This is a genomic window from Prevotella sp. CAG:255 (assembly GCF_000431195.1).
Classification (GTDB): domain Bacteria; phylum Bacteroidota; class Bacteroidia; order Bacteroidales; family Bacteroidaceae; genus Prevotella; species Prevotella rara.
Genome location: NZ_HF986805.1, coordinates 68546 through 90311, shown reverse-complemented (window position 1 = coordinate 90311; position 21766 = coordinate 68546). Strand labels below are relative to the sequence as shown.

General features: G+C 38.2%; 16 protein-coding genes. 6 read left to right on the top strand and 10 right to left on the bottom strand.

Features of this window, described 5'->3' with window-relative positions:
* Window positions 1-336 precede the first annotated feature (336 nt).
* From QVO66_RS06465 to QVO66_RS06455, 3 genes are all read left to right on the top strand, one after another.
* The gene (locus tag QVO66_RS06465; protein ID WP_021854624.1) at window positions 337-1242 is read left to right on the top strand and encodes a helix-turn-helix domain-containing protein; all 906 of its coding nucleotides are present in this window, start codon (window positions 337-339) and stop codon (window positions 1240-1242) included.
* Window positions 1243-1421: 179 nt separating this feature from the next.
* Window positions 1422-3581 carry a TonB-dependent receptor gene (locus QVO66_RS06460; RefSeq protein WP_021854623.1) on the top strand — a complete coding sequence of 720 codons (2160 nt, stop codon included), beginning with the start codon at window positions 1422-1424 and terminating at the stop codon, window positions 3579-3581.
* 161 nt (window positions 3582-3742) lie between these two features.
* Window positions 3743-4780, top strand: coding sequence for a porin (locus QVO66_RS06455; RefSeq protein WP_021854622.1), 1038 nt, complete (start codon window positions 3743-3745; stop codon window positions 4778-4780).
* Between the two features lie 502 nt (window positions 4781-5282).
* Here QVO66_RS06455 and uvrA read toward each other — a convergent pair.
* Both uvrA and QVO66_RS06445 read right to left on the bottom strand, forming a co-directional pair.
* A complete protein-coding gene (gene uvrA / locus QVO66_RS06450) occupies window positions 5283-8111 on the bottom strand; it encodes an excinuclease ABC subunit UvrA (protein WP_021854621.1) in 2829 nt (942 codons plus the stop codon).
* Window positions 8112-8148: 37 nt separating this feature from the next.
* Complete coding sequence (locus QVO66_RS06445; RefSeq protein ID WP_021854620.1) at window positions 8149-8874, bottom strand: gliding motility-associated C-terminal domain-containing protein; 726 nt, start codon at window positions 8872-8874, stop codon at window positions 8149-8151.
* Window positions 8875-9063: 189 nt separating this feature from the next.
* Between QVO66_RS06445 and QVO66_RS06440 the strand changes: the two genes are divergently transcribed.
* Together QVO66_RS06440 and QVO66_RS06435 are read left to right on the top strand one after the other, a co-directional pair.
* Complete coding sequence (locus tag QVO66_RS06440; RefSeq protein ID WP_021854619.1) at window positions 9064-10404, top strand: amino acid ABC transporter substrate-binding protein; 1341 nt, start codon at window positions 9064-9066, stop codon at window positions 10402-10404.
* An 8-nt stretch (window positions 10405-10412) separates the two neighbouring features.
* Entirely contained in the window at window positions 10413-11153 is a 741-nt protein-coding gene (locus tag QVO66_RS06435; protein ID WP_021854618.1) for a porin family protein, read from the top strand.
* Between the two features lie 113 nt (window positions 11154-11266).
* Here QVO66_RS06435 and QVO66_RS06430 read toward each other — a convergent pair whose 3' ends face one another.
* Genes QVO66_RS06430 through dnaN form a run of 6 tightly spaced genes read right to left on the bottom strand, consistent with a single transcriptional unit; the run spans window position 11267 to window position 18799 of the window.
* Entirely contained in the window at window positions 11267-12937 is a 1671-nt protein-coding gene (locus tag QVO66_RS06430; RefSeq protein ID WP_021854617.1) for a tetratricopeptide repeat protein, read from the bottom strand.
* Between the two features lie 3 nt (window positions 12938-12940).
* Window positions 12941-14608, bottom strand: coding sequence for a DNA repair protein RecN (gene recN, locus QVO66_RS06425; protein ID WP_021854616.1), 1668 nt, complete (start codon window positions 14606-14608; stop codon window positions 12941-12943).
* A 26-nt stretch (window positions 14609-14634) separates the two neighbouring features.
* Complete coding sequence (locus tag QVO66_RS06420) at window positions 14635-15537, bottom strand: DUF4835 family protein (protein ID WP_021854615.1); 903 nt, start codon at window positions 15535-15537, stop codon at window positions 14635-14637.
* A gap of 14 nt (window positions 15538-15551) precedes the next feature.
* Entirely contained in the window at window positions 15552-16763 is a 1212-nt protein-coding gene (gene coaBC / locus QVO66_RS06415; protein WP_021854614.1) for a bifunctional phosphopantothenoylcysteine decarboxylase/phosphopantothenate--cysteine ligase CoaBC, read from the bottom strand.
* A 48-nt stretch (window positions 16764-16811) separates the two neighbouring features.
* Window positions 16812-17666 (bottom strand): 3'-5' exonuclease, encoded by an 855-nt coding sequence (locus QVO66_RS06410; RefSeq protein WP_021854613.1) that lies wholly within the window; start codon window positions 17664-17666, stop codon window positions 16812-16814.
* An 8-nt stretch (window positions 17667-17674) separates the two neighbouring features.
* Window positions 17675-18799 (bottom strand): DNA polymerase III subunit beta, encoded by a 1125-nt coding sequence (dnaN, locus tag QVO66_RS06405; RefSeq protein WP_021854612.1) that lies wholly within the window; start codon window positions 18797-18799, stop codon window positions 17675-17677.
* 160 nt (window positions 18800-18959) lie between these two features.
* On the opposite strand from dnaN, the gene QVO66_RS06400 reads away from it, so the two are divergent.
* Window positions 18960-19394, top strand: coding sequence for a DUF3127 domain-containing protein (locus QVO66_RS06400; RefSeq protein WP_021854611.1), 435 nt, complete (start codon window positions 18960-18962; stop codon window positions 19392-19394).
* Window positions 19395-20261: 867 nt separating this feature from the next.
* Here the strand turns inward: QVO66_RS06400 and QVO66_RS06395 are convergent.
* Both QVO66_RS06395 and QVO66_RS06390 read right to left on the bottom strand, forming a co-directional pair.
* The gene (locus QVO66_RS06395; RefSeq protein ID WP_021854610.1) at window positions 20262-21617 is read right to left on the bottom strand and encodes an MFS transporter; all 1356 of its coding nucleotides are present in this window, start codon (window positions 21615-21617) and stop codon (window positions 20262-20264) included.
* A gap of 42 nt (window positions 21618-21659) precedes the next feature.
* Window positions 21660-21766 (bottom strand): prolyl oligopeptidase family serine peptidase (locus tag QVO66_RS06390; protein ID WP_288172695.1); only part of this gene is annotated, 107 nt, incomplete at its 5' end.

Genomic DNA, 21766 nt, shown 5'->3' with positions numbered 1-21766 from the left:
TGCTGAAACAGTAGCTGAAGAGGCTCCCAAGGCAGAAGAAACAACTGTAGAAGAGTAATTTTCGCACTGTAAAGCAGTTTTATATAAAAGTCCCGGTTGCTTTTAAGCACCGGGATTTTTGTTTTTATACAATATTACTTTTATATAAATTCATGCTAAAATTAAATTTGCCGTGTTATGAAAAACATGTTATAGCTCTTGTATTATAGCTTGTAAATTTGTATCTTTGCATAAGTGTCGCAGCTTGGCTTATGCTGTATTTCATATAATATTGCATGTCATTGCCAGACTGTTGTATTTTTGTATTAAGAGGCATAAGTTATAATAATTTGGGTTATGAAGTCATATTTCTCTATTGTAGTATTCTTTGTATTGTTGCTGTCATCTGTTGTAACTGGAACGGACAGATATCTTAGTACAGAAGACTTGATTAAGGATGATTTGAATCAAGCCTTAGCTCATACCATTGCTGTAAAGGGTGGCGCATGGTTGGCAACAGATACAATAAAGGCATATAAACAGTTACAGAATACGACATCTGGTCATGTGGCATTATTGATTAATGATGAGTTTTTCAATAAACGACTTTCTATACCTGAATTACGCAACAGGGCATATATATCGTTCGACATAGTGCCTGAAAATATCGTTGCGCATAATTCAAAATATATTCCGAATGGGATATGCAGTGATACAATAATATTAAACCCTGTTTCATTGAAATACTGTAACGGATCAGTTGCCATGCGCGGTTATGCAGAGTGTTCTTTTTTCATGGTATTGAGTCTTTCTGATCAGAAACTGCCGATAACCTTAATGCTTTTATCTTTGATTTGGGGCAGCATTACTTATTTTTGTTTTAAGAAGAAAGAGCTTTTGTATAGTGTATCTTTTGCTGAAAGTAATGATACAGCATGCGTTTGTGCTAGAAATGACGACTCTTGTATTATATCAGTAGGCAATATGTTGTATAATAAGCAGTCGGAAACATTTTATGGTGCAGATAACAGAGAGATTAACTTGACGCCGATGCAATTTGAACTGATGCAGATGTTTTTTAAGGCAGAAGGACATCGCCTTATGAAAACAGATATATGTAATACTCTGTGGCCAGGTAAAGATAATGCAAACGAAACACTTTATACAATGATTAAAAGACTGAAGTCTGTTGTTGAGGCTAACAGTAATTTGAAAATAGAAGTAGAACGCGGCCGCGCATATAAGTTGCGCGTTGATGACTAACGTGTGTTATAGAAGTTTTTATTTTATCTTTTAATTTGATGTAATTCATTGATTAATAGCTTATTACGGAATGCTGATGTCCTGATGCATAGACTGTCAGGTAAATGTCAGTAAGTTGTCAGTGTAAAAATATTCTTTTGTCTAACGTCTGATTTATCTTTGTGCGAAAAAGCTTAAAGATGAAAAAGACGTTATTATCTGTAGTTTTATTAATGTTTTCATGTTTTTCAATGGCTCAAAGTTATAAAGAAGCAAAGAAAGACAGTGTTAAAACGAAATGTGTTGTTGCAGACAAAGATATCAGTTGTCATAAGTATGGTCATGATAATGACACCATTGTATCTGATTCTTTAATTTTGAATGAGGTCGTTGTAAAAAGTTCTCGTGTTGTAAATACTAATGGGACACTAAGAATTTTTCCTACAGATAAACAAAAAGAAAATTCTTCAACGGCTTATGGCTTGTTGTCAAAGTTAGCATTACCACTTATTTCTGTTGATGAAGTGGCACATACTATTTCGGCACCTAATAATATGGGAGCCGTTCAGGTGCGTATTAACGATATTGAAGCAACTGCAAACGATTTGTCATCAATAGATTTAAGTGCTGTGAAATATGTTGAATATATAAGAAATCCAGGAGCAAGATATGGTCAGAACGTGGGTTTTGTAATTAATATAATTGTGAAAAAAGCTGTTAGTGGTTATGTCATAGGAGCTGACCTGACACATACTATGACATATCTTAATTGTTCGGATAATTTGTTCGCAAAGTTTAATTTTGGAAAGAGTGAAATATCTTTGAGTTATTGGCTGGATTTTTCAGACAAACGAAAGTTACGTTATGAAGAAACGGCCCAATATCTTATGCCTGATAATTCTTTTTATTATATAACGCGAAGAGATAAGGAACGCAGACTAAAAAATATATGTCATAATTTGCAATTGAAATATTCTTTTTCAGAGACAGGGCGATATGTCTTTCAGGCTACACTCGGCACAGATTTATCGAATTGTCCTGATGATTATACTTTAAGGGAAAATATTGTAAATCAAGAATGTGATACTGTCGGGATAAATTCGTCTGACAAATCTTTTTCTCCTGTTTTGGATCTTTATTATAATCAGAATATAGGCCGAAATCAGTCTGTAACAATAAATGCAACAGGGACATATAGCGACGCTTCTTATTCATGGAGCTATGATGGGAAATCACCTTATAGCTATGCTTCTGATGGTGACAGCTGGTCGCTTTTTGCTGAAGGTATATATGAAAACAGAATGCGTCTGCTGACTTTTTCATCGGGTATACAATATTTTCAGAAATATATTAGTAATAAATATCTTGGGGATGCAGAAGCTATAAATACTATACGTAATTCACAAGTCTATGCTTATGCGCAGGTAAAAGGTAATTTGGCGGCATTAGAATATACCTTTGGTGCAGGGGTAAGTCGTCTGTATTATCATCAGGCTAATGATGCTTATGAATATTGGCTTTGGCGTCCGGAGCTTTCTCTTGCTTATCAGTTTCTGGAAAAATTTAAATTAAGGTATTATCTACGTATGTATCAGAATCCTCCACGCCTTGAATATTTGGGAGATGTTGATGTGAGAAATAATGAACTAGAAGTATCCCGAGGTAATTCTGCGTTGTTTCCTGCACGTGTATTGGAGCAATCGTTTACTTTGTCGTGCCAATTGCCCTCGTTTTATGCAGAAATAGAAACGTCGTATCGTAATAATTATCATTGCGTTATGTCTCAGATTAATAGAGAGATTGATGAAAGCGGAAACACAAATTTTATTTTTACCCGTGAGAATCAGCGCCGGATTTCTATGTTTTATGTCAATGGCTATACTCGTTTTGATATTGTTCCTGACAAACTTACGTTTGCTGCAACAGGTGGCTTTTTCCGTTTCTTCAATTATGGAAATACATACAAACATCATTATTCTTCGTTTAATGGTGCATTCAGGGCTACAGCATATTTGGGTGATTTTACGTTTTCTGCTGATGCAAGTAACGGATGGAGTTTTCTTGAGGGCGAAAACCGTACTACAAATATTTGTACTTACAGTCTTGTCGCATCATATAAGTATAAAGATTTCATCTTTTCATTAATCTGGCAGAATGGTTTTCAGAACGATATGCTTTCTAATAAAGCATATTTGCTTAACAGATATGTTGGAAAGACGCAAAAGCTTATTAATGGTGATATGGGAAATATGCTAACTTTTAATTTAAGCTGGCGTTTTTCAAAAGGTCGTAAATATGAAAGTCCGAAATATACAGTTGATAAAAAAGATAATGATACCGGTATAATAAAAGGGAATTAAAAATAAGAGAATATACTATTTTTACAGAAGATTATTTGCTGTGTTTAGTTGATTTTATAATTCGTTTTGATGTATGGCATAGGATGTTACAAGCGTTTTAATTGCTATGTAATATTTTTGTAACACATAATGCTTAATTTTGCAAAAAAATAAGTAATTGTATGAATAATAAGAAACTGATTTTGCCATTGTTGGCTTTGTGTGTTGGTTTGCCATTACACGCTCAAGAAGAAGATAAGGTCGACCTTACTCCGAAGGTGCACGGCACCATACGCGGAAAGTATGAATATCAGACGGAAGAAGGAGACGGACGTTTTCAAGTTAGAAACGCGCGTGTCAGTCTTGAAGGAAAAGTGGCAAAAGCTGTTGAATATAAAGCAGAAATTGACTTGTCGGATGAGGGGCAGATAAAGATGCTTGATGCATATACAAAAATCAAGCCCGTTAGAGGATTTGATTTTACTATAGGACAGATGCGTGTGCCATTTACTATTGATGCCCATCGTTCTCCTCATCAGCAGTATTTTGCTAACCGATCTTTTATTGCTAAGCAGGTAGGTAATGTGCGTGATGTTGGTGCAACTTTAGGCTATTCGTTTAATGTCGGGATTCCAATTATTCTTCAGGCCGGAATGTTTAACGGCTCTGGATTAACGAATCAGAAGGATTTCTGGACAAACAATATTAATTTTTCAGCTAAGGCTCAAATCTTTATTCCTAATGGCTTTAATATTACTCTTAGTACGCAGAAAATCCGTCCTGACCATATTTCGGTTATGATGTATGATGCAGGTGCTTATTATCATGCACATGGCTGGCATATTGAGGCAGAATATCTTTTTAAGCATTATGAGGATAATGCCTTTAAGAACGTGCATGCATTTGATGCGTTTGTTAACTATGATATTCCGTTACGCAAGTGTTTCTTTACAAAGATTTCGCCACTTTTGCGTTATGATTATATGAGTGATCATAGTGATGGTATGCGGTATCTTGACGGTGAGGAGAATACAGAAGGATCATTGATGATAAACGACTATCAGCGCTCAAGAATTACAGGTGGACTTACCTTTAGTATAGCTAAGCCGTTTATTTCAGATATTCGTCTCAACTATGAGAAGTATTTCTACCGTTCTGGAGCTGTTGCTAAACCATCAGAACGTGATAAAATTGTAATTGAAGTAATGACAAGATTCTGATTAAATTTCTGATTTTATAGAATAAAATACATAGGATTGTTAGTGTACCGCGCAATAATACCATATGGTGTGTTGTGCGGTTTTTTAATTTATGCGTATGCGATATTTATCGCTACTGATGCAGTATGATTTTTTGATATGTGCTTTTTTACCTTATGATATGTGGCGTTTTGCAGTATAAAACATGGCCTTTTGCATCCTAAAAAGCCATGTTTTGTAATGAACGTTATTTGTCGCTGATTATCAGTAGTTTACGAATACTCTTCAGGCCTTGTAATGAGGCATTTTAATAATGATCAATTTTGGACTAAAGATATGCGTCTTTTCCTTTATTAAGTATTGCTCGTAAATAATGATGCAGATTGTAATAGTTTGGCAATGGCTGACAGCGTATTGGCAATGCCTCAAAAATACATGTTCTTTTAAATAAAAAGAGCAAGTCTTTCAATATTAAAATGTAAAATCATTATATATTGACAGACTTGCCTTATGTTTAATTCTATTATGCCTGCAGCTCTTTCTTTAAGAATCGAGGAGTAAAGCCTTTCGTACTTTCTGCCACTTCTTCCGGTGTGCCTGTAGCCAATACTGTACCTCCGTTGCGTCCACCTTCTGGTCCCATATCTATTATATAGTCAGCCAGCTTTATTACGTCAAGGTTGTGCTCAATAATAATGACTGTGTTGCCGCGGTCGACTAGCTCCTGAAGTACGTTCATCAGTATGCGTATATCTTCAAAATGCAGACCTGTTGTTGGTTCATCAAGAATATACAGCGTCTTGCCCGTGTCACGTTTGCTCAATTCTGTTGCCAGTTTCACTCGTTGGCTTTCACCTCCGCTAAGCGTCGTTGAGGGCTGTCCGAGTTTAATGTACCCAAGTCCTACATCCTGTATTGTTTTTATTTTTCGTAAAATGTCAGGAATGTTTTCGAAGAATTCTACAGCCTGATTTATGGTCATGTCAAGTACGTCTGCTATGCTCTTGCCTTTATATCTCACTTCAAGAGTTTCCCTGTTGTATCGTTTTCCGTGGCATACTTCACATGGTACCATTATGTCCGGCAGAAATCTCATTTCTATTGTCTTATATCCGTTGCCGCCACAGGCTTCACATCTACCGCCTTTTACGTTAAATGAGAATCGGCCAGGCTTGTAGCCTCTTATCTTCGCTTCTGGAAGATTTACGAAAAGTGAGCGTATGTCACTAAACACACCTGTATATGTTGCCGGGTTTGAACGTGGTGTCCTTCCGAGCGGACTTTGGTCTACATTCACCACCTTATCTATATGCTCAATGCCTTCAATGCTCTTGTATGGCATCGGCTTTTTGAGCGAACGATAGAAGTGTTGGCTCAGTATAGGTTGCAACGTTTCATTAATTAATGTTGATTTGCCGCTTCCGCTCACTCCGGTAACGACAATGAGCTTGCCGAGAGGAAACTCGACATCAACATTCTTAAGGTTGTTTCCCGATGCACCTTTTAATATTATATATTTTCCGTTGCCTTTACGTCTTTCGGCAGGAACTTCTATTTTCATCTCTCCATTGAGATATTGACTGGTAATGGTGTGCTGTTTCAGCATTTCATCAGGCTTACCCTGAAATACTACCTCTCCGCCTTTGCGTCCTGCCTTTGGACCTATGTCTACAATATAGTCTGCACTGAGCATCATGTCTTTGTCGTGTTCAACAACAATAACAGTATTGCCAAGGTCGCGTAGTTCTTTCAGTGATTTTATAAGTCTGTCATTATCACGTTGGTGCAATCCAATACTAGGTTCGTCCAATATGTAAAGTACGTTCACAAGTTGTGACCCGATTTGTGTTGCCAGTCTTATTCGCTGGCTCTCTCCACCGGAAAGCGTTGCTGATTGTCTATTGAGTGACAAATAGTCGAGTCCAACTTCAAGCATGAAGTCGATTCTGGTTATAATTTCTTTAATGATTTCCGAGGCAATTTTTGTTTGTCTTTCGTTCAGGTGCTTTTTTGCTTCGATAAGCCATTCTTTGAGTTCACTTATGTCAAGGTTTGCCACTTCAGATATATTCTTGTCCCATATTTTGTATGAAAGCGACTCACGTTTAAGTCTTTGTCCGTTGCATTCAGGACATTGGCATACAGTCTGAAACTGATCGGCCCATTTTTGACCGCTTGCGCTATCGTCATTTTCGATGACATTGTGAAGATATTTTATAATGCCGTCGAAGTCAACGAAATAGTCGCTTGATGTATGGACAAGTTCTTTTCTTATGCGTACGGGTTCTAGTGAGCCATATAATATCTCGTTCATGGCTTCTTCTTGAATCTCATTTATTGGCGTGTTAAGGTCGCAGCCGTATTTCTCAAGAATTGCATCAATTTGCCAGAATATCATTTGGTTTTTATACTTTCCTAGCGGAATTATGCCTCCTTGTTTTATTGACAGATTCATGTCCGGCATAATTTTATTGATGTCAATCTCGTTTACATAGCCGAGCCCTTTGCAGCGCGGGCATGCGCCTTCGGGTGAGTTGAATGAGAATTTATTAGGGGCTGGATCTCCGTAGGACATACCTGTAGTGGGACACATTAGCCTTTTGCTGTAATATTTTGCTTCATTTGTGTCTTTTTCCATAATCATGAGCAGCCCATCGCCTTGCTTCATTGCTGCTGCAACGCTCTTTTTCAGCCGTTCGTCGTCTTTGTCCTGTACTTGCAGTTTGTCTATGACAACCTCGATGTTGTGGTTCTTGTACCTGTCAGTTTTCATTCCTCTGACAATTTCTTTCACCTCACCATCTACTCTGATATGCAAGTAACCTTTTTTGCGCATGCTTTCAAACAGTTCGCGATAGTGACCTTTACGGTTGCGTACAAGAGGAGCCAATATGAAAATCTTCTTTCCGTCGTATTTTGTATGGATCATCTTCAGCACGTCTTCTTCCGTATATTTCACCATTTCTTCACCCGTTGCATAACTGTATGCAATACCTGCACGTGCGTACAGCAGGCGCAGATAGTCATATATTTCTGTTGTCGTTCCTACAGTAGATCTTGGGTTCTTGTTTGTAGTTTTCTGCTCGATGCTTATTACCGGACTTAATCCAGTAATTTTGTCAACGTCAGGACGTTCCATTCCGCCAAGGAAGTTGCGTGCATAGGCAGAAAACGTTTCGATATACCGTCTTTGGCCTTCAGCGTATATGGTGTCGAAGGCAAGTGATGACTTGCCTGAACCGCTAAGTCCGGTTATAACAGTAAGACTGTTACGCGGAATTTCTACGTTTATGTTTTTAAGATTGTGTACGCGTGCTCCCCACACGTTTATCTTTTCATCTTCTCTATCCATTTCTAATTTGACTCTTTGATGTACAATTCTGGATACTTTATTCTGTTGTTGATGTTCCTGATTCTTCTGTGTATCCACGTAACAAATTGACGTCTCTTCTTATATTAAATGTGCGTCCGTCAGCTCCTTTTGCTTTTACTAAAACAAAGTAGACACCCTGTTTTACGTCTTTCCCATTATATTTTCCGTCCCATCCTCCGGCTGGATCGTCCCATTCATACAGCTTTTGTCCCCAGCGGTTAAATATGTATGCATGGAATTCAATAATAGACTGATATCCGTCTTTGGCCTTATATATATCATTTATGCCGTCTCCGTTAGGTGAAAATGCATTTGGCATTTCTAGTTTGCTTTCGCTTATCGTAACGCGCATTGGCCCTATTTCATCCCAATATTCTTGAGTATATGCTATTGTGTCATTTCCATTGATGAAGGTTGCATATACTACGATATTGTGAGTGCCTGCTTTTGTAAAAGTATATTCAGTGTTTTCCTCATATCTTGTCAGGTATGGTGTACTTTCTCCGTCAATGGTGAACCTCCATTCATAATTGGCACTGTATTCACCTACATTTTGTGGATTAGCCTGAAAGCGCCCTACTAGTGGAGCATTTCCGGACATATTAGAGTTTTCCTCTTCTCCTTCATCAGTTACATAAGTGGCTGTAGGGCTGATTGTCGGTATTTCGTCGTAAGTGTCTGCCTTTATGTTTATGGCAGTTATGAGTGTTGCTACGCAACTGAATAAAAGTATGATTCTCATTTCTTCAAAATATATTTATGCAAATTTACGTAATAAAGTTGATTTAGACGCTCTTTTTTTGTATTTTTGCACACAAAAGTTTGGTAAGGCTTTGCACGGCATGGCCAATTATATATGTCTGCTTGGTAGTGGCATTGGTGTTTAGTCTTTATCAACATTGGGTTAAATAAGATACCAAATTAAATAAATATGAGGCATTTTTCACGATATATCGTGCTGTTTCTAGTTTTTTTTGCAGCATTCGATATGTTTGCACAAAACAAGGACGTGCAGGATATGCACAAGGTTAAACGTAGTGAAACAATTTTTGGAATTGCCCGTAAATATGGCATTACGGTGAGTGAACTTATTAAGGCTAATCCGGAAATGAATGATCCGAATTACGAGCTTAAAAAAGGTGATTATATCATTATACCAAAGTCTGATAAGTCGGTAGCTTCTAAGTCTGTAAATACATCTGATAAGGCCATAAAGACATCATCAAAGTTTGTCAAAGTTGGAGTATTGTTGCCGCTGCACAATGTTGATGGTGATGGACGTCGTATGTTGGAATATTATCGTGGCCTGCTTATGGCTTGTGATGACTTGAAGAAGGAAGGATTGTCGATAGAAATTAATGCGTGCAATTTGCCGATAGATGGAAACGTTTATCAAACATTATCTACGGCAGGACTTAATAAGGCTGATGTTATTTTTGGACCGCTTTATACGAAACAGGTAAAGCCTATTGCTGATTTTGCCAAGGATAATGGGGCAAAGCTGGTTATACCATTTTCTATTAATGGCAATGATGTCGCATCAAATTCTAACATTTTTCAGGTTTATCAGTCTCCTGAATATTTTTATAATGAAGTTATTAAGCATTTCGTTTATCGTTTCAGTAACTATCATGTTGTTGTTATCGACTGTAACGACCGCACAAGTGATAAGGGGGTGTTTACATTTGGACTGCGTAAAGAGCTTGAAGCTAGGAATATTTCATGTAATGTGACAAATTTGAATTCTAGCGATGCAATGTTTGCCAAATCATTCAGTGCAGTAAAACCAAATATGGTAATATTGAATACAGGACGTTCACCTGAACTAAATCAGGTTTTGGAAAGGTTGGATGCACTTACTGGTGAGCATCCTTCGTTGGCAGTTTCATTGTTTGGATATACAGAATGGCTAATGTATGTGAAATACAACCAGGAAAAGTTTTTTAAGTATGATACATATATCCCGACAGCAGCATATTACAACTCTTATTCAACCAAGGTAAAGACTTTGGAAAACAGATATATGCGTTGGTTTAAGAGCAGTATGATGGATTATCTGCCACGTTTTGCCCTTACTGGTTATGATCATGGCATGTTCTTCCTGCGTGGTATATATAACAATGGAAAGAAGTTTAATGGAAGTACTGCTGATAAAAATGCAGTACAAACACCATTGCATTTTACCAAACTTGGTTCTGGTGGATATCAGAATGCCGGCTTTATGTTTGTCCATTACAATCGTAATAATACGATATCACTTATCAATTTTTGACAGAAAAGATGCGTAGATTATTAATATCGGCTGTGTTTTCTTTGTTGGTGTCTGGAGCATATGCCCAGATAGGATTGTATCGTAATGATATGAGTATCGGTGTAAACGGAGGATATGTTTTGAGTAATGTCGGTTTTAATCCGAAAGTAAATCAGACATATCATGGAGGTTTTACCGGGGGCGTGTCTTTTAGATATGTTTGTGAAAAGTATTTCAGTACAATCTGTGCTTTGCAGGCAGAAGTAAACTTCGCCCAGATTGGATGGAAGGAGGAAATACTCGATGCAAATGACGCTCCGGTAATAAACCCTGTTACAGGTGTGGCTGAGCAATATAGCCGAACAATGAATTATGTGCAGATACCGATATTTGCTCATTTAGGGTGGGGACGTGAGGATAAAGGCTTTCAGTTCTTTTTCCAAGCTGGTCCGCAGCTGGGTTTCTGTCTAAGTGAATCAACCAAGATGAATTTTAATTTTGAGGACATAAACCTTGATGATCGTGTTAACCATACGGTTGCTCAAGACACAATGGCTGTAGAGAATAAATTTGACTATGGTATAGCAGCCGGACTTGGAGTTGAGTATTCTCATCCTAAAGTTGGTCATTTCCAGTTGGAAGCACGTTATTATTATGGCCTGGGCAATATCTATGGTGATTCAAAGAAAGATTATTTTGGCAAGTCAAACTTTGGTAATATAATTGTTAAGCTTACTTATTTGTTTGATATTATTAGGACGAAGAAGTAGTTGATTGCTTTTGTCTTTAAAACAAGTAAGTCTTAATTGAAAATAAAAGAAGCGGCAGGTGAGAATCATTTCACCTGCCGCTTCTTATTTCTTGTTATTTATAATAGCGCCGATTATTTAGAATACTTTTCTATCATTGCTTGTGCTTGAACATGCCCCAGCTCTTTGGCCTTTTCTAAGTTTGACATTCCGTTGGCCTTATCTCCTTTATTTATCTGTGCTAACCCTAATATCAGATAACCGTCTGCATATTCAGGTGCAAGCTCAATACATTTTGTTGCAGTTTTTATAGCGTCATCCATCATGTTTACTCTTAGTTCCAATGATGCTTTTTCTGCATAATATGTTGGTTCTTTCGGGGCAAGCATAATAGCTGTTGATATATCTATCAAAGCTTGTTGGTAAAGTTTTGCTTTTATTTCTGCTTGTTCACGTATATAATAGAAATTAGCATTTACATTTCCGTTTACCAGAATTTCGTAGCGTGTGTAGTCAAAAACAGCTTGTCTGAAGCTGTCTGTCGTAATATAAGCTTCTGCACGTGCCAAGAAATACGGAGCTGCTTCTCTAAGTCTTAAAGTGTCTGTTGTTGTTATGGCACTGTCAAGCAGCGCTATAACCTCTTTCATTGGGGCTTTAAGCATTTGTTTGCATTGTGATGCGTTATAGAATAATTCCGGGTTTCTTATTGATGTCTTTGTCAGGTCCATAAACATGTCATAGGCTTTCTGATATTCGCCCTTTGCATATGTTATGAGTGCCTGTTGGTGCTGATATGATGGCTGAGGATTTATTGCATATGCTTTATTGATTTCCTCAAAAGCCTTGTCCAGATTCCAGGCCGCGTATGGTATGTCGCTTTTATAAACTTCTTTGTTGTATATTATTTTGCTGTAATTATAGTGAGCCTCATCTTTGTTTTCAACCTTCTTGATGGCCGTTTCCATTTCTTTTTCAGCACTTTCAAAGTCATTTGCGTCAAGATATATTTGTGCTTGAGCTGTATAGCCGTCAACAGAAGTAGGGTATTGGTTTATGAAATCGCTGACTATAGCCGCATGTTTTATTGAGTCATTCGCTTGTGCAGCCATCATGAGTGTCAGAAGAGCCTGGCTCTTGTCTGTCGGCAATGATGGAGGTATGCCTATCTTTTTCATGGTTTCATCTTCAACAGAAAGTCCTGTTGTCTGCAGTTCTGTAATAAACTTTGCGTCTGTTGCGTGTATGTCTGTTGATGTCGTAGACGGTTGCATTATTCCAATAACTTGTCCTTCAGAATTAACAAAAGGGCAGGCATTTGTGTTTTCCGGAACAGCAAGTGAGAATATATAATATGAGTATTTATCCATAAACGTTTCTACGTTTTTTACAGTTGCAGCTGTTATTGTCGGTGATTTTTCTGCATATGATACAAGCCATGCCTGTGAGCCAGAAGCAGATGCAGATTGTGCAACATTCAGTGGAATAGTTTTGCCGTTGACCTTAAATTTTGCAACGTCATATATATCATTGACGCCCATTATTCTTTCTACATTCATTTCGCGTCCTTTGCTGTCTGTAACAATAGCTTTAGATGCTCCAATAAATGGCTTAAGGTCACTTATTGCTTCACCATTATTGCCGACAAACACACCATGGCTTGTTGAAAGAACAGTTCCATCTGCGTTGTATGTTGTTAGTTTGAATACGGATTTTGCCGCATTCTTTACGGCTGAAGGCTGTGCTTTGCTGTTGCCGCATACACAAAGTATGATTAATGTTAAAATAACTCCTATCTGTTTCATCGTTTATAATGTTTTTAATAATTCTTTGGCATTGTTTATGGCTGCATCAGAAATTTCAGAGCCACTGAGCATCTGTGCGATTTCTTTTGTGCGTTCGTCCTTGCTTAAAATGAGCATGCGACTGCTCGTGCCATGTTCTGTTTCTTCCTTAAACACTTTATAATGAGTGCTTCCTTTTGCTGCAATCTGTGGCAAATGAGTAATGCTTATGACCTGACGGTTGGCTTTTCCCATTTCCTGCATTATATCACCCATCTTTTCTGCAATTTTCCCGCTAACTCCGGTGTCTATTTCATCGAATATTATTGTAGGCAGTTTCACAGCACCGCTTATCATTGCTTTAAGTGACAACATAACTCTTGCAATTTCACCTCCGGATGCAACCTGTGCTACAGGTTGTACAGGTGTGCTGGTATTGGCACTGAATAAGAATGATATCCGGTCGTGGCCATCCTCACTGATATTTTTGTTTTCGATTTTTATAGAGAATCTTACGTTAGGTATTCCTAAGGGTATGAGCCTGTTACGCATTTCCTGCTCAATCACTTTCGATGCTTTTGTCCTTATTTCTGTCAGTTTAGATGCTATGGCTTCACACTCCTTAAGTAAACGTGCTTCTTCTGATTTAAGCTTATCTAACTCTTCATCACTGTTGTCGATATTACTTATCTGTTTCTCCAGATTATTTTGTATATTAATGAGATCCGCAATATTGGACACATGATATTTTTGTTCAAGAGAATAGATTTTGTCAAGCTGACTGTTTATCTGTTCAAGTCTTGAGGGATCGAATTCGATATTGTCGGCTTCTGAATTTATTTCGTCTGATATATCTTTCAGTTCTATAAAACAGCTTTCCAACCTGTCTGAAATAGAACTGATTTCAGGATATATGCTTGTTATGCCGATAATGGAGCGCGATGCTTCCTTCACTTTATCAAGTACATTATTGTCTGATTCATATGAGTTTAGTGAAGTTCCGGCTGAATAGAGCGCTGTCTTTATCTCTTCTACGTGACTTAATTTTTCGCTTTCCCGCTCGAGCTCTTCCTGCATGCCGTCTTTCAGTTCTGCTTCTGTGAGCTCTTTTAGCTGAAAACGGATGTAGTCTTCATTTTTTTTATTTTCTTCAATTTCTTTGCATAGTCTGTCTACGGCTTTCTTTGCATCTTTATATGCATTGAAATGTTCCTTGTATTTTATAAGGAGTTCTCTGTCCTTGGCTATAATGTCGACTACGTTTAGCTGGAAATCTTCTTCGTTCAGCAAGAGGTTTTGATGCTGACTGTGTATGTCTATAAGCTGTTGTCCCAAAGTGCGCATTAGGTTTAATGCAACGGGGGTGTCATTAATGAAAGAACGTGTCTTTCCTGATGAGTTCAGTTCTCTTCTTAATATACAGTCGGTATCGTCAAAGTCGATATTGTTTTCTGTGAAAAAGTCCTGCATGTTATATCGGCTTATGTCGAAATGAGCCTCAATAACACATTTTGAACTATTTGATTTTATGCTTTTCACGTCTGCACGCTGTCCTAGAAGCAGATTTATCGCTCCTAAGATAATACTTTTTCCGGCTCCGGTTTCACCTGTAATGACCGAAAAGCCAGGATTGAAATGTATGTCAAGTGTATCAATCAGCGTAAAGTTCCTAATATATAACTGTTTCAGCATTTTATATTGAAATGAAATATATTATTTTATTTTTTTATTTTCTCCCAATAACTGTTTTGCGAAGCATTTATAGAAAATAGAATCTCATAAACTGATTCTTTTTCTTTTTGTGTGCCTTTACCGTTATATATGTTTGCCAACTCATCTTTTTTGTAGTCCGTCCATATTTGCGGCAAGGTGCTCAAGGGCTTGTCTTCGTGTGCTTTTTTCAGATTTGTCTCGATTGTTGTTGTGATGTTTGTTCTTCCTCTTTCTACATTGTTGGCCATTTCGTCAAGGCCGCTGCGGTAATAGTCATATTGCAGTTGTCTGAAAGGTTTCATCGCTCCTTCCATGTAGTCATTAATGAATGCAAAGCGGTTTCTGTCATTCTCAAAAGCCTTCCATCCTGTAAAATTCAGATTCTGTGCATTATTTACAAGATTAAGACATCTTTGCAGAATGTCCTCGCCACCCATAGGCGAGAAACTGTCAAGATTCATACCTATGATCAGATATGCGTAATAGGCAATAAGTGCTGTCAGTTGGTTGTCTATCTGTTCTTCGTTGAAGTTTAATTGGTCAAACTGTGCAAATTCAAAGTTAAAGTCGCCGTCTTTATTATTATATAAGGTTGAATTATATGCTGAGTTGTATACTGGCCTGTTTGCTTGAATTAGTGCCGTACATGTAAAGAGATTTGATGATGCATCGTATTTCGTCACAGTTATATTGAAGTTGCATATTATTCTTTCATTTTTCTGAAACTGCAACGATGTCCATTGTTTGTCATTGATAAACTGTTCCAGGGTTTGCTGCAGATTATCGAAGACACTTGCATCAGTGCCTTGAATCTGATTATGGTTTATTGTTACTTTAGCCAGCAACTCCTGAGCATTTGTGCCTGCTGTAATAAACAACCAACTTATTATAAGTAATAGCAACCTCATTTTGCCTGTTATGATTATGACCTGTTTTTTTCAGTGAAAAGTTTTGTTAATTCATCAATGATATCTGCAGCAACGTACTTCTTGTTTTTCTTTTCAAATGTTTTTATTTCATTCTTTGTTATGATTTCAATTTGGTTATCATTGCTGCGGAATGTCGTTCCTTCATTGCGCGTTGAGTTTAATACGATAAAGTCGAGATTCTTCCTTTCCAGTTTACTTTTGGCATTAATTTCTTCATTGTTTGTTTCCAATGCGAAGCCAACCAAAATCTGTTCATCAGTCTTTATACGTCCTAGTTCTGCTGCGATGTCATTTGTTGGGCATAGCTGTATGTTAAGATTATCTTTTTCGCGCTTAATCTTATTTTCTGCGATAGATATAGGGCGAAAGTCGGCTACAGCTGCACACAATATTGCGGCGTGGCAATCTTTAAACTCTGTGACGGCTGCATTATACATCTCGTTACAGCTTTCTACATTGATGCGTTTTATCTTTTTAGAGCATTCAATACCAACAGGTCCGCTTATTAATGTAACCTCAGCACCGCGTCTGCGGCATTCTTCAGCCATGGCAAATCCCATTTTCCCGCTAGAGTAGTTGCCGACAAATCTTACCGGGTCTATCTTTTCATAAGTCGGACCGGCTGTTATCATTATTTTTTTTCCCTTCAGCGTATCTTTGTTCTCATCAAAGAATTCATCAAGATATCTTACAATTTCTTCCGGCTCCTCCATTCTTCCCTTGCCTTCCAGGCCGCTTGCAAGGAAGCCGCTTTGCGGTTCAATGATGATATTGCCATATGACTGCAGACGCTTGATATTTTGTTGTGTTGAAGGGTGTGCGAACATGTCAAGGTCCATTGCCGGAGCGACAAACACAGGTGCTTTCATCGATAAGTATGTCGTTATAAGCATGTTGTCTGCTATTCCGTTGGCCATTTTTCCTATTGTACTTGCCGTGCATGGAGCAATCAGCATAGCATCGGCCCAAAGACCTATGTCAACGTGTGAGTTCCATGTGCCGTCACGTTGAGAGAAAAATTCGCTGATGACAGGCTTATGCGTAAGTGCTGATAATGTTATTGGTGTTATGAACTCCTTTCCTGCCGGAGTTATAACGGTCTGCACCTCAGCACCTTGTTTTATAAGTCCTCTGATTATGAGGCATGCTTTATATGCTGCAATACTGCCTGTTATGCCAAGTACAATTTTCTTACCTTTCAACATGTTGTCTTTATATATGATATTGTGTTATTTTATTTCTTACCCTAGAGTTTATCGCTTGTTGAATTCTCTTAGGCGTATTCGTGTAAGCACTTGTTTGGTGTTGTATGTGAAGTCGCTGCTGAGCATCCAGCTGAAATATCCCGGGTCGCGGTTTAGTACTTCTGCAACACTCCATCCTTTGTATTTGCCAAAATTGAAAACTTCCTGCATACGTGGATTGCCGTCAGAATCTGTAAGGACATTTCCGTTGGCATCCTTCATTTCTTTCCAAATGATACGTCCGGCGAAATCAACGTTATTGTTGAGCTTTGAGAATTCTGCAAGCTCGTTCATGTCGTTGTTTAGCTGACGTTCAGGCTCTTCCTGTTTTCCGGGGGCATACATGTCGAGCTCTCCTTGCAGCACTCTGTATGTAGCTTCAGTATCCTGATCAGCTTTATGAGCCACAAAGTCGTCTTCCATCTTTCTGCCGCAATAGAATTTATATGCTGCTGCCAGATTTCGGCGTTCCATCTTGTGGAATATTGTCTGAACGTCAATCAGATTACATTTTGAAAAGTCAAAGTCGATGCCTGCGCGCAGAAATTCCTCGGCAAGCATAGGCACGTCAAAATGGTTTGAGTTGAATCCGGCAAAGTCACATCCTTGAAACTTGTTTGCCAAATCTGCTGCAAGCATCTTGAATGTAGGGGCATTTGCTACGTCTGCATCTGTAATGCCTGTAATGTCCACAACTTCCTGCGGAATACTTCTTTCGGGGTTTACAAACTGGTTTGAGCGTTCCTCCTTACCGTCAGGATATACCTTAATATAAGAAATCTGTATAATTCTGTCTTTAACAAGATCAAGCCCTGTTGTCTCCAGGTCGAAGACAATCAGGGGCTTTGTAAGATTTAATTTCATTCTTCTGATTAATCGTTTAATAACATTGGCATGATAAGCATCAGTATATCTTCATTTTCAGGCTGTTCTGCCGGAAGTATCAGGCAGGGGCGACTTGGGTCTGCCAACTTTAATACAACCTCTTCACAGTCAAGATGGCTTAATATTTCCATCAGTGAAGTACCCTTGAAGCCGATGTCCATTATGTTGCCGTTATAATCGCATACAATCTCTTCTTGTGCGCTTGTGTAGAAGTCAACATCCTCTGATGATATAACTACTTTGCCCATTTCGATATGCAGTCTTATCTGTTGGCTGCTGTCGCTTGCAAATGGTAGAACACGCTTTAAAACTCCTATAAGTACAAGTCTGTCTATCGTAAGCTGGTTAGGGTTGTCTTGTGGTATTACGGAGTTGTAGTTCGGGTAGCGTCCTTCAATCAGGCGGCAAGATAACGTTCCGTCCGAGAATATAATGTTTGCATTGCGGTCATCAAATCTGATTATTATGTCATCATCATTTTTCTGCAGTACATTTTTTAATAATGTTGCAGGTTTCTTGGGTAAGATGAATGACAGAGGATTGTCTGACTTTATGTTCTTGCTCTTTGTCTTTACGAGTTTATGTCCGTCACTGGCAACTATTGCCAATGTGTCTTGGCTCAGGTCGAAAAAGATACCATTCATCACCGGGCGCAGCTCTTCGTTGGCGGTTGCGAATATCGAGCGTGAAATATCGTTGTTAAGTGTTTTAGAGTCGATTATTATAGACGTCGCATTTTCGGGGAGTGACTGGAACTTTGGAAACTCTTCACCGCTCTGTCCTGTAAAGTTGTATACACCATTCTGATATATCACCTTTATTGCAAATGTCGTCATGTCAACATCTAGTGTCAGTGGCTGTTCCGGTAGCTCCTTTACGGCATCTAAAATGGTTTGGTTGTTGACTGCGAACACACCGCTGTCACATGTTTCGTCGAGTTGTATGTTCGTTGTCATAATGTTTTCGCTGTCTGATGCAGTTATTGTCAGATTATTGCCGTTTACCTCAAATAAGTAGCAATCCAATATAGGCAATGAATTTTTACTGCTGAACACTTTTGATAAAGCCGATAGGCGGCTGGCTAAAGCCGTGCTTGATATTGTAAGTCTCATTATTTAATATTATTATTCGTTTTATCTGCGTAATTAATAGGACACAAAAATACAAAAAAGCAAACTCTAAAACAAAAAAAACGTGTAAAAATTTCTTTATTTACGAGTATTTTAGTAATTTCGCAATTCAAAAAAATAGAAACAAATAATATATAAAGAAATGGAGATTGAAGGAAAAATTATAGTTGTTCTTCCTGCAAGAGAAGGCGTTTCTGCCAGAGGAACACAGTGGAAATCACAAGACTATGTAATAGAGACTCATGAGGCTTATCCAAAGAAATGTTGCTTCAATGTTTTCGGTGCAGACAAAATACAAATGTTCAATATTCAGAGTGGTGAGGAATTGCGTGTAAGTTTTGATATTGATGCACACGAATATCAGGGCCGTTGGTTCAACTCTTTGCGTGCTTGGAAAGTGGAGCGTATTGATCCGAATGCAGCTGCTGCACAAATGAATGCTACACAGGGAATGCCTTATACAGCTCCGGTTGCTGCGCCTCAGGCTCCAGTATCTGCAGAAACTCAGCCGGCTTCAGAGGCTGCTCCTTTCCCGCCGCAGCAAGAAGGTGAGAGTGAAGATGATTTACCGTTCTGATTATATAATGGGTAAGGTGCATTTATGTTTATTGTGATTATATCTGTTTCAGATTCATTGATCAATAAACATGGGTGAGGTTAAGAACTTTATATCCGGGGATTTAGGTTAGTGATTACTTATGAATGTAATCAACTTATTTGTTCTGTCCGGAATTAGATATTAAACGATAGGCATGGCATAAAATTTTATGTCATGCTTTTTGTTTTTATATAATGTCCTTTTTGTAAGGATATTTTGTCGTGTATTGTTGCTTTAAATGAATTTTGACGCTCTCAGATTTAATTATTTGTAATTGAGTCTTGTGTTTTGGACAAAAAGTAGTAAAATGTTATAATTTTAGTAATACGCTGATTGATAGGGCTTTATGCCGTTTAGACCATCGATGGATACTCCTCTTTATGCTAAAATCAATGCTTTAGCATTGCAAACTCAGTGGTTTTAGCTTGCAATTTGCTTGATTTTATAGTTCATAATCATTGTTTTATTCTCATAAATGGGTTGATTTTTTATGCTTAAATTCGAATAGTGTAAATAAAGGTTAATTAATCGTGTGCATGTACAAGGTAAATTTAGAATTTATTATATGTTGATTTTCTAGATTGAAAAATATTTTTGTCCTGATTTTTTACTCTGAAATTGAAAGAGATTTGTTGTTGATAATCATATATTAACTGATTCTGTTTTTATCGTATACCAGATGTCATAAAGTGCGTCTTGGTACGCATATGTGAAGATTTTCTGATGTGTCAAAATATTGTGTGTTGTGTTTAAACAAAAAGAATGCTGGATTTAAGAAATAAATCCAGCATTCTTTTTTCATGTATATTAAGCATTCAGTTGCTTGATAACGTTATTATGTGCAACTTATTCTTTTATGTTAGGTTCTTCAAGTCCGAAGCCTTTCTTCTTGTCGAAAGCTTTAAGGGCGAAGCTTAGAATCAATGCCAGTACTCCTAATGATGCGAATATAAGCATCGGAACCAAGTAGCCGCCTGTAGCTTTCAGAGTCATACCTATTATAAGGGGAACGAAACATAGACCTATATTCTGTATCCAGAAAATAAGAGAGTATGCACTTCCTAAAATTACCGGGTCTATAATCTTCGGAACACTTGGCCATAATGCTGCGGGAACCAAAGAGAACGAAACGCCGAGAATTACTATAATGAGAAGTGCGAACCATTCGTTAGGATAGATTGGCAACAAGAATGCAAAGCTGAGGTGGCATGCTATCATTATAAGTGAACCGAGCATAAGCATTGTTGCGCCTTTTCCCTTGTGGTCAAGGAATGAACCAAGCACAGGAGTCAGTATCATTGCGAGAATCGGGAACCATCTGAACAAATCTGCTGCAGCTTCTTTTTCAATGTGCAGTGTTACTTCAAGATAGTTTGTTGCATATCTTTGGAACGGGAAAATTGCAGAATAGTAAAGTACACACAGTAATGCTACAATCCAGAACATCTTGCTGCTGAATATACGTCCGAGGTCGCTTACTTTAAATTCTTCAGTTGGTTCGTCTGAATTAGCCTCTCCAAGCTGTTTGTCCAGTTTTGCGTCCATTACGGAGAACACAATAAAGTTGATAAGGCCGATAATCAAAAGAACGGTACAGAATGCTATTGGTGCCACAACAGAGTTGTCGAACTGTGTAGCAATTTTAGGTGAAACAGAGAATACAGCAAACACGCCAAGACGTGCAATTGCCATTTCAAGTCCCATTGCCAAGGCCATTTCTTTGCCCTTGAACCATTTTGCTATTGCTTTTGACACTGTTATACCTGCCATCTCACAGCCACAGCCGAACACCATGAAACCAAATGATGCCATTTTTGCACTTCCGGGCAGTGTTGTCCACCATGAGTCAAGCCAGCTGCACATGGCTGTTGCCTGGAACCAGTCACTTACACCAATATATTTTATAGAGGCGCCTATAACCATTAATGATGTTGACAATATACCAGTGAATCTTATTCCGCACTTATCGAGGATGATACCTGCAAGGATAAGAAAACCACACACGTTAAGGATGTATTCCGAAGCGGCGTATGTTCCGAAAACTCCACTGTCCCAGCCTCTTTCTGATTCGATCAGCGACTGTAATGGCGACATTACGTCAACAAACATATAGGCAAAAAACATTGCCAATGCTATTAACACCAAAGCTGTCCAGCGCGCTGCGGCTGAATCATTCAGCTTTCTTTGAATTGCTTCTGTCATTGTTTTCTTTTATTTTTACTGTTAATTATTTCGGTGTTTAAATTATTTCAGCCAGCGGTCAAGCCAGTTGAAGAAAGTTCTTTGCCAAAGTACGCCATTTTGTGGCTTCAGCACCCAGTGGTTTTCATCGGGGAAAAGCAGAAGCTCAG

Excerpts from the sequence above, each read along its gene's own strand:
- coaBC (WP_021854614.1), bottom strand. The coding sequence starts at position 16,763 with ATGTTGAAAGGTAAGAAAATTGTACTTGGCATAACAGGCAGTATTGCA.
- QVO66_RS06465 (WP_021854624.1), top strand. The coding sequence starts at position 337 with ATGAAGTCATATTTCTCTATTGTAGTATTCTTTGTATTGTTGCTGTCA.
- QVO66_RS06410 (WP_021854613.1), bottom strand. The coding sequence starts at position 17,666 with ATGAAATTAAATCTTACAAAGCCCCTGATTGTCTTCGACCTGGAGACA.
- QVO66_RS06420 (WP_021854615.1), bottom strand. The coding sequence starts at position 15,537 with ATGAGGTTGCTATTACTTATAATAAGTTGGTTGTTTATTACAGCAGGC.
- uvrA (WP_021854621.1), bottom strand. The coding sequence starts at position 8,111 with ATGGATAGAGAAGATGAAAAGATAAACGTGTGGGGAGCACGCGTACAC.
- QVO66_RS06440 (WP_021854619.1), top strand. The coding sequence starts at position 9,064 with ATGAGGCATTTTTCACGATATATCGTGCTGTTTCTAGTTTTTTTTGCA.
- QVO66_RS06455 (WP_021854622.1), top strand. The coding sequence starts at position 3,743 with ATGAATAATAAGAAACTGATTTTGCCATTGTTGGCTTTGTGTGTTGGT.
- QVO66_RS06445 (WP_021854620.1), bottom strand. The coding sequence starts at position 8,874 with ATGAGAATCATACTTTTATTCAGTTGCGTAGCAACACTCATAACTGCC.
- QVO66_RS06395 (WP_021854610.1), bottom strand. The coding sequence starts at position 21,617 with ATGACAGAAGCAATTCAAAGAAAGCTGAATGATTCAGCCGCAGCGCGC.
- QVO66_RS06400 (WP_021854611.1), top strand. The coding sequence starts at position 18,960 with ATGGAGATTGAAGGAAAAATTATAGTTGTTCTTCCTGCAAGAGAAGGC.
- QVO66_RS06435 (WP_021854618.1), top strand. The coding sequence starts at position 10,413 with ATGCGTAGATTATTAATATCGGCTGTGTTTTCTTTGTTGGTGTCTGGA.
- QVO66_RS06430 (WP_021854617.1), bottom strand. The coding sequence starts at position 12,937 with ATGAAACAGATAGGAGTTATTTTAACATTAATCATACTTTGTGTATGC.
- recN (WP_021854616.1), bottom strand. The coding sequence starts at position 14,608 with ATGCTGAAACAGTTATATATTAGGAACTTTACGCTGATTGATACACTT.
- QVO66_RS06460 (WP_021854623.1), top strand. The coding sequence starts at position 1,422 with ATGAAAAAGACGTTATTATCTGTAGTTTTATTAATGTTTTCATGTTTT.
- dnaN (WP_021854612.1), bottom strand. The coding sequence starts at position 18,799 with ATGAGACTTACAATATCAAGCACGGCTTTAGCCAGCCGCCTATCGGCT.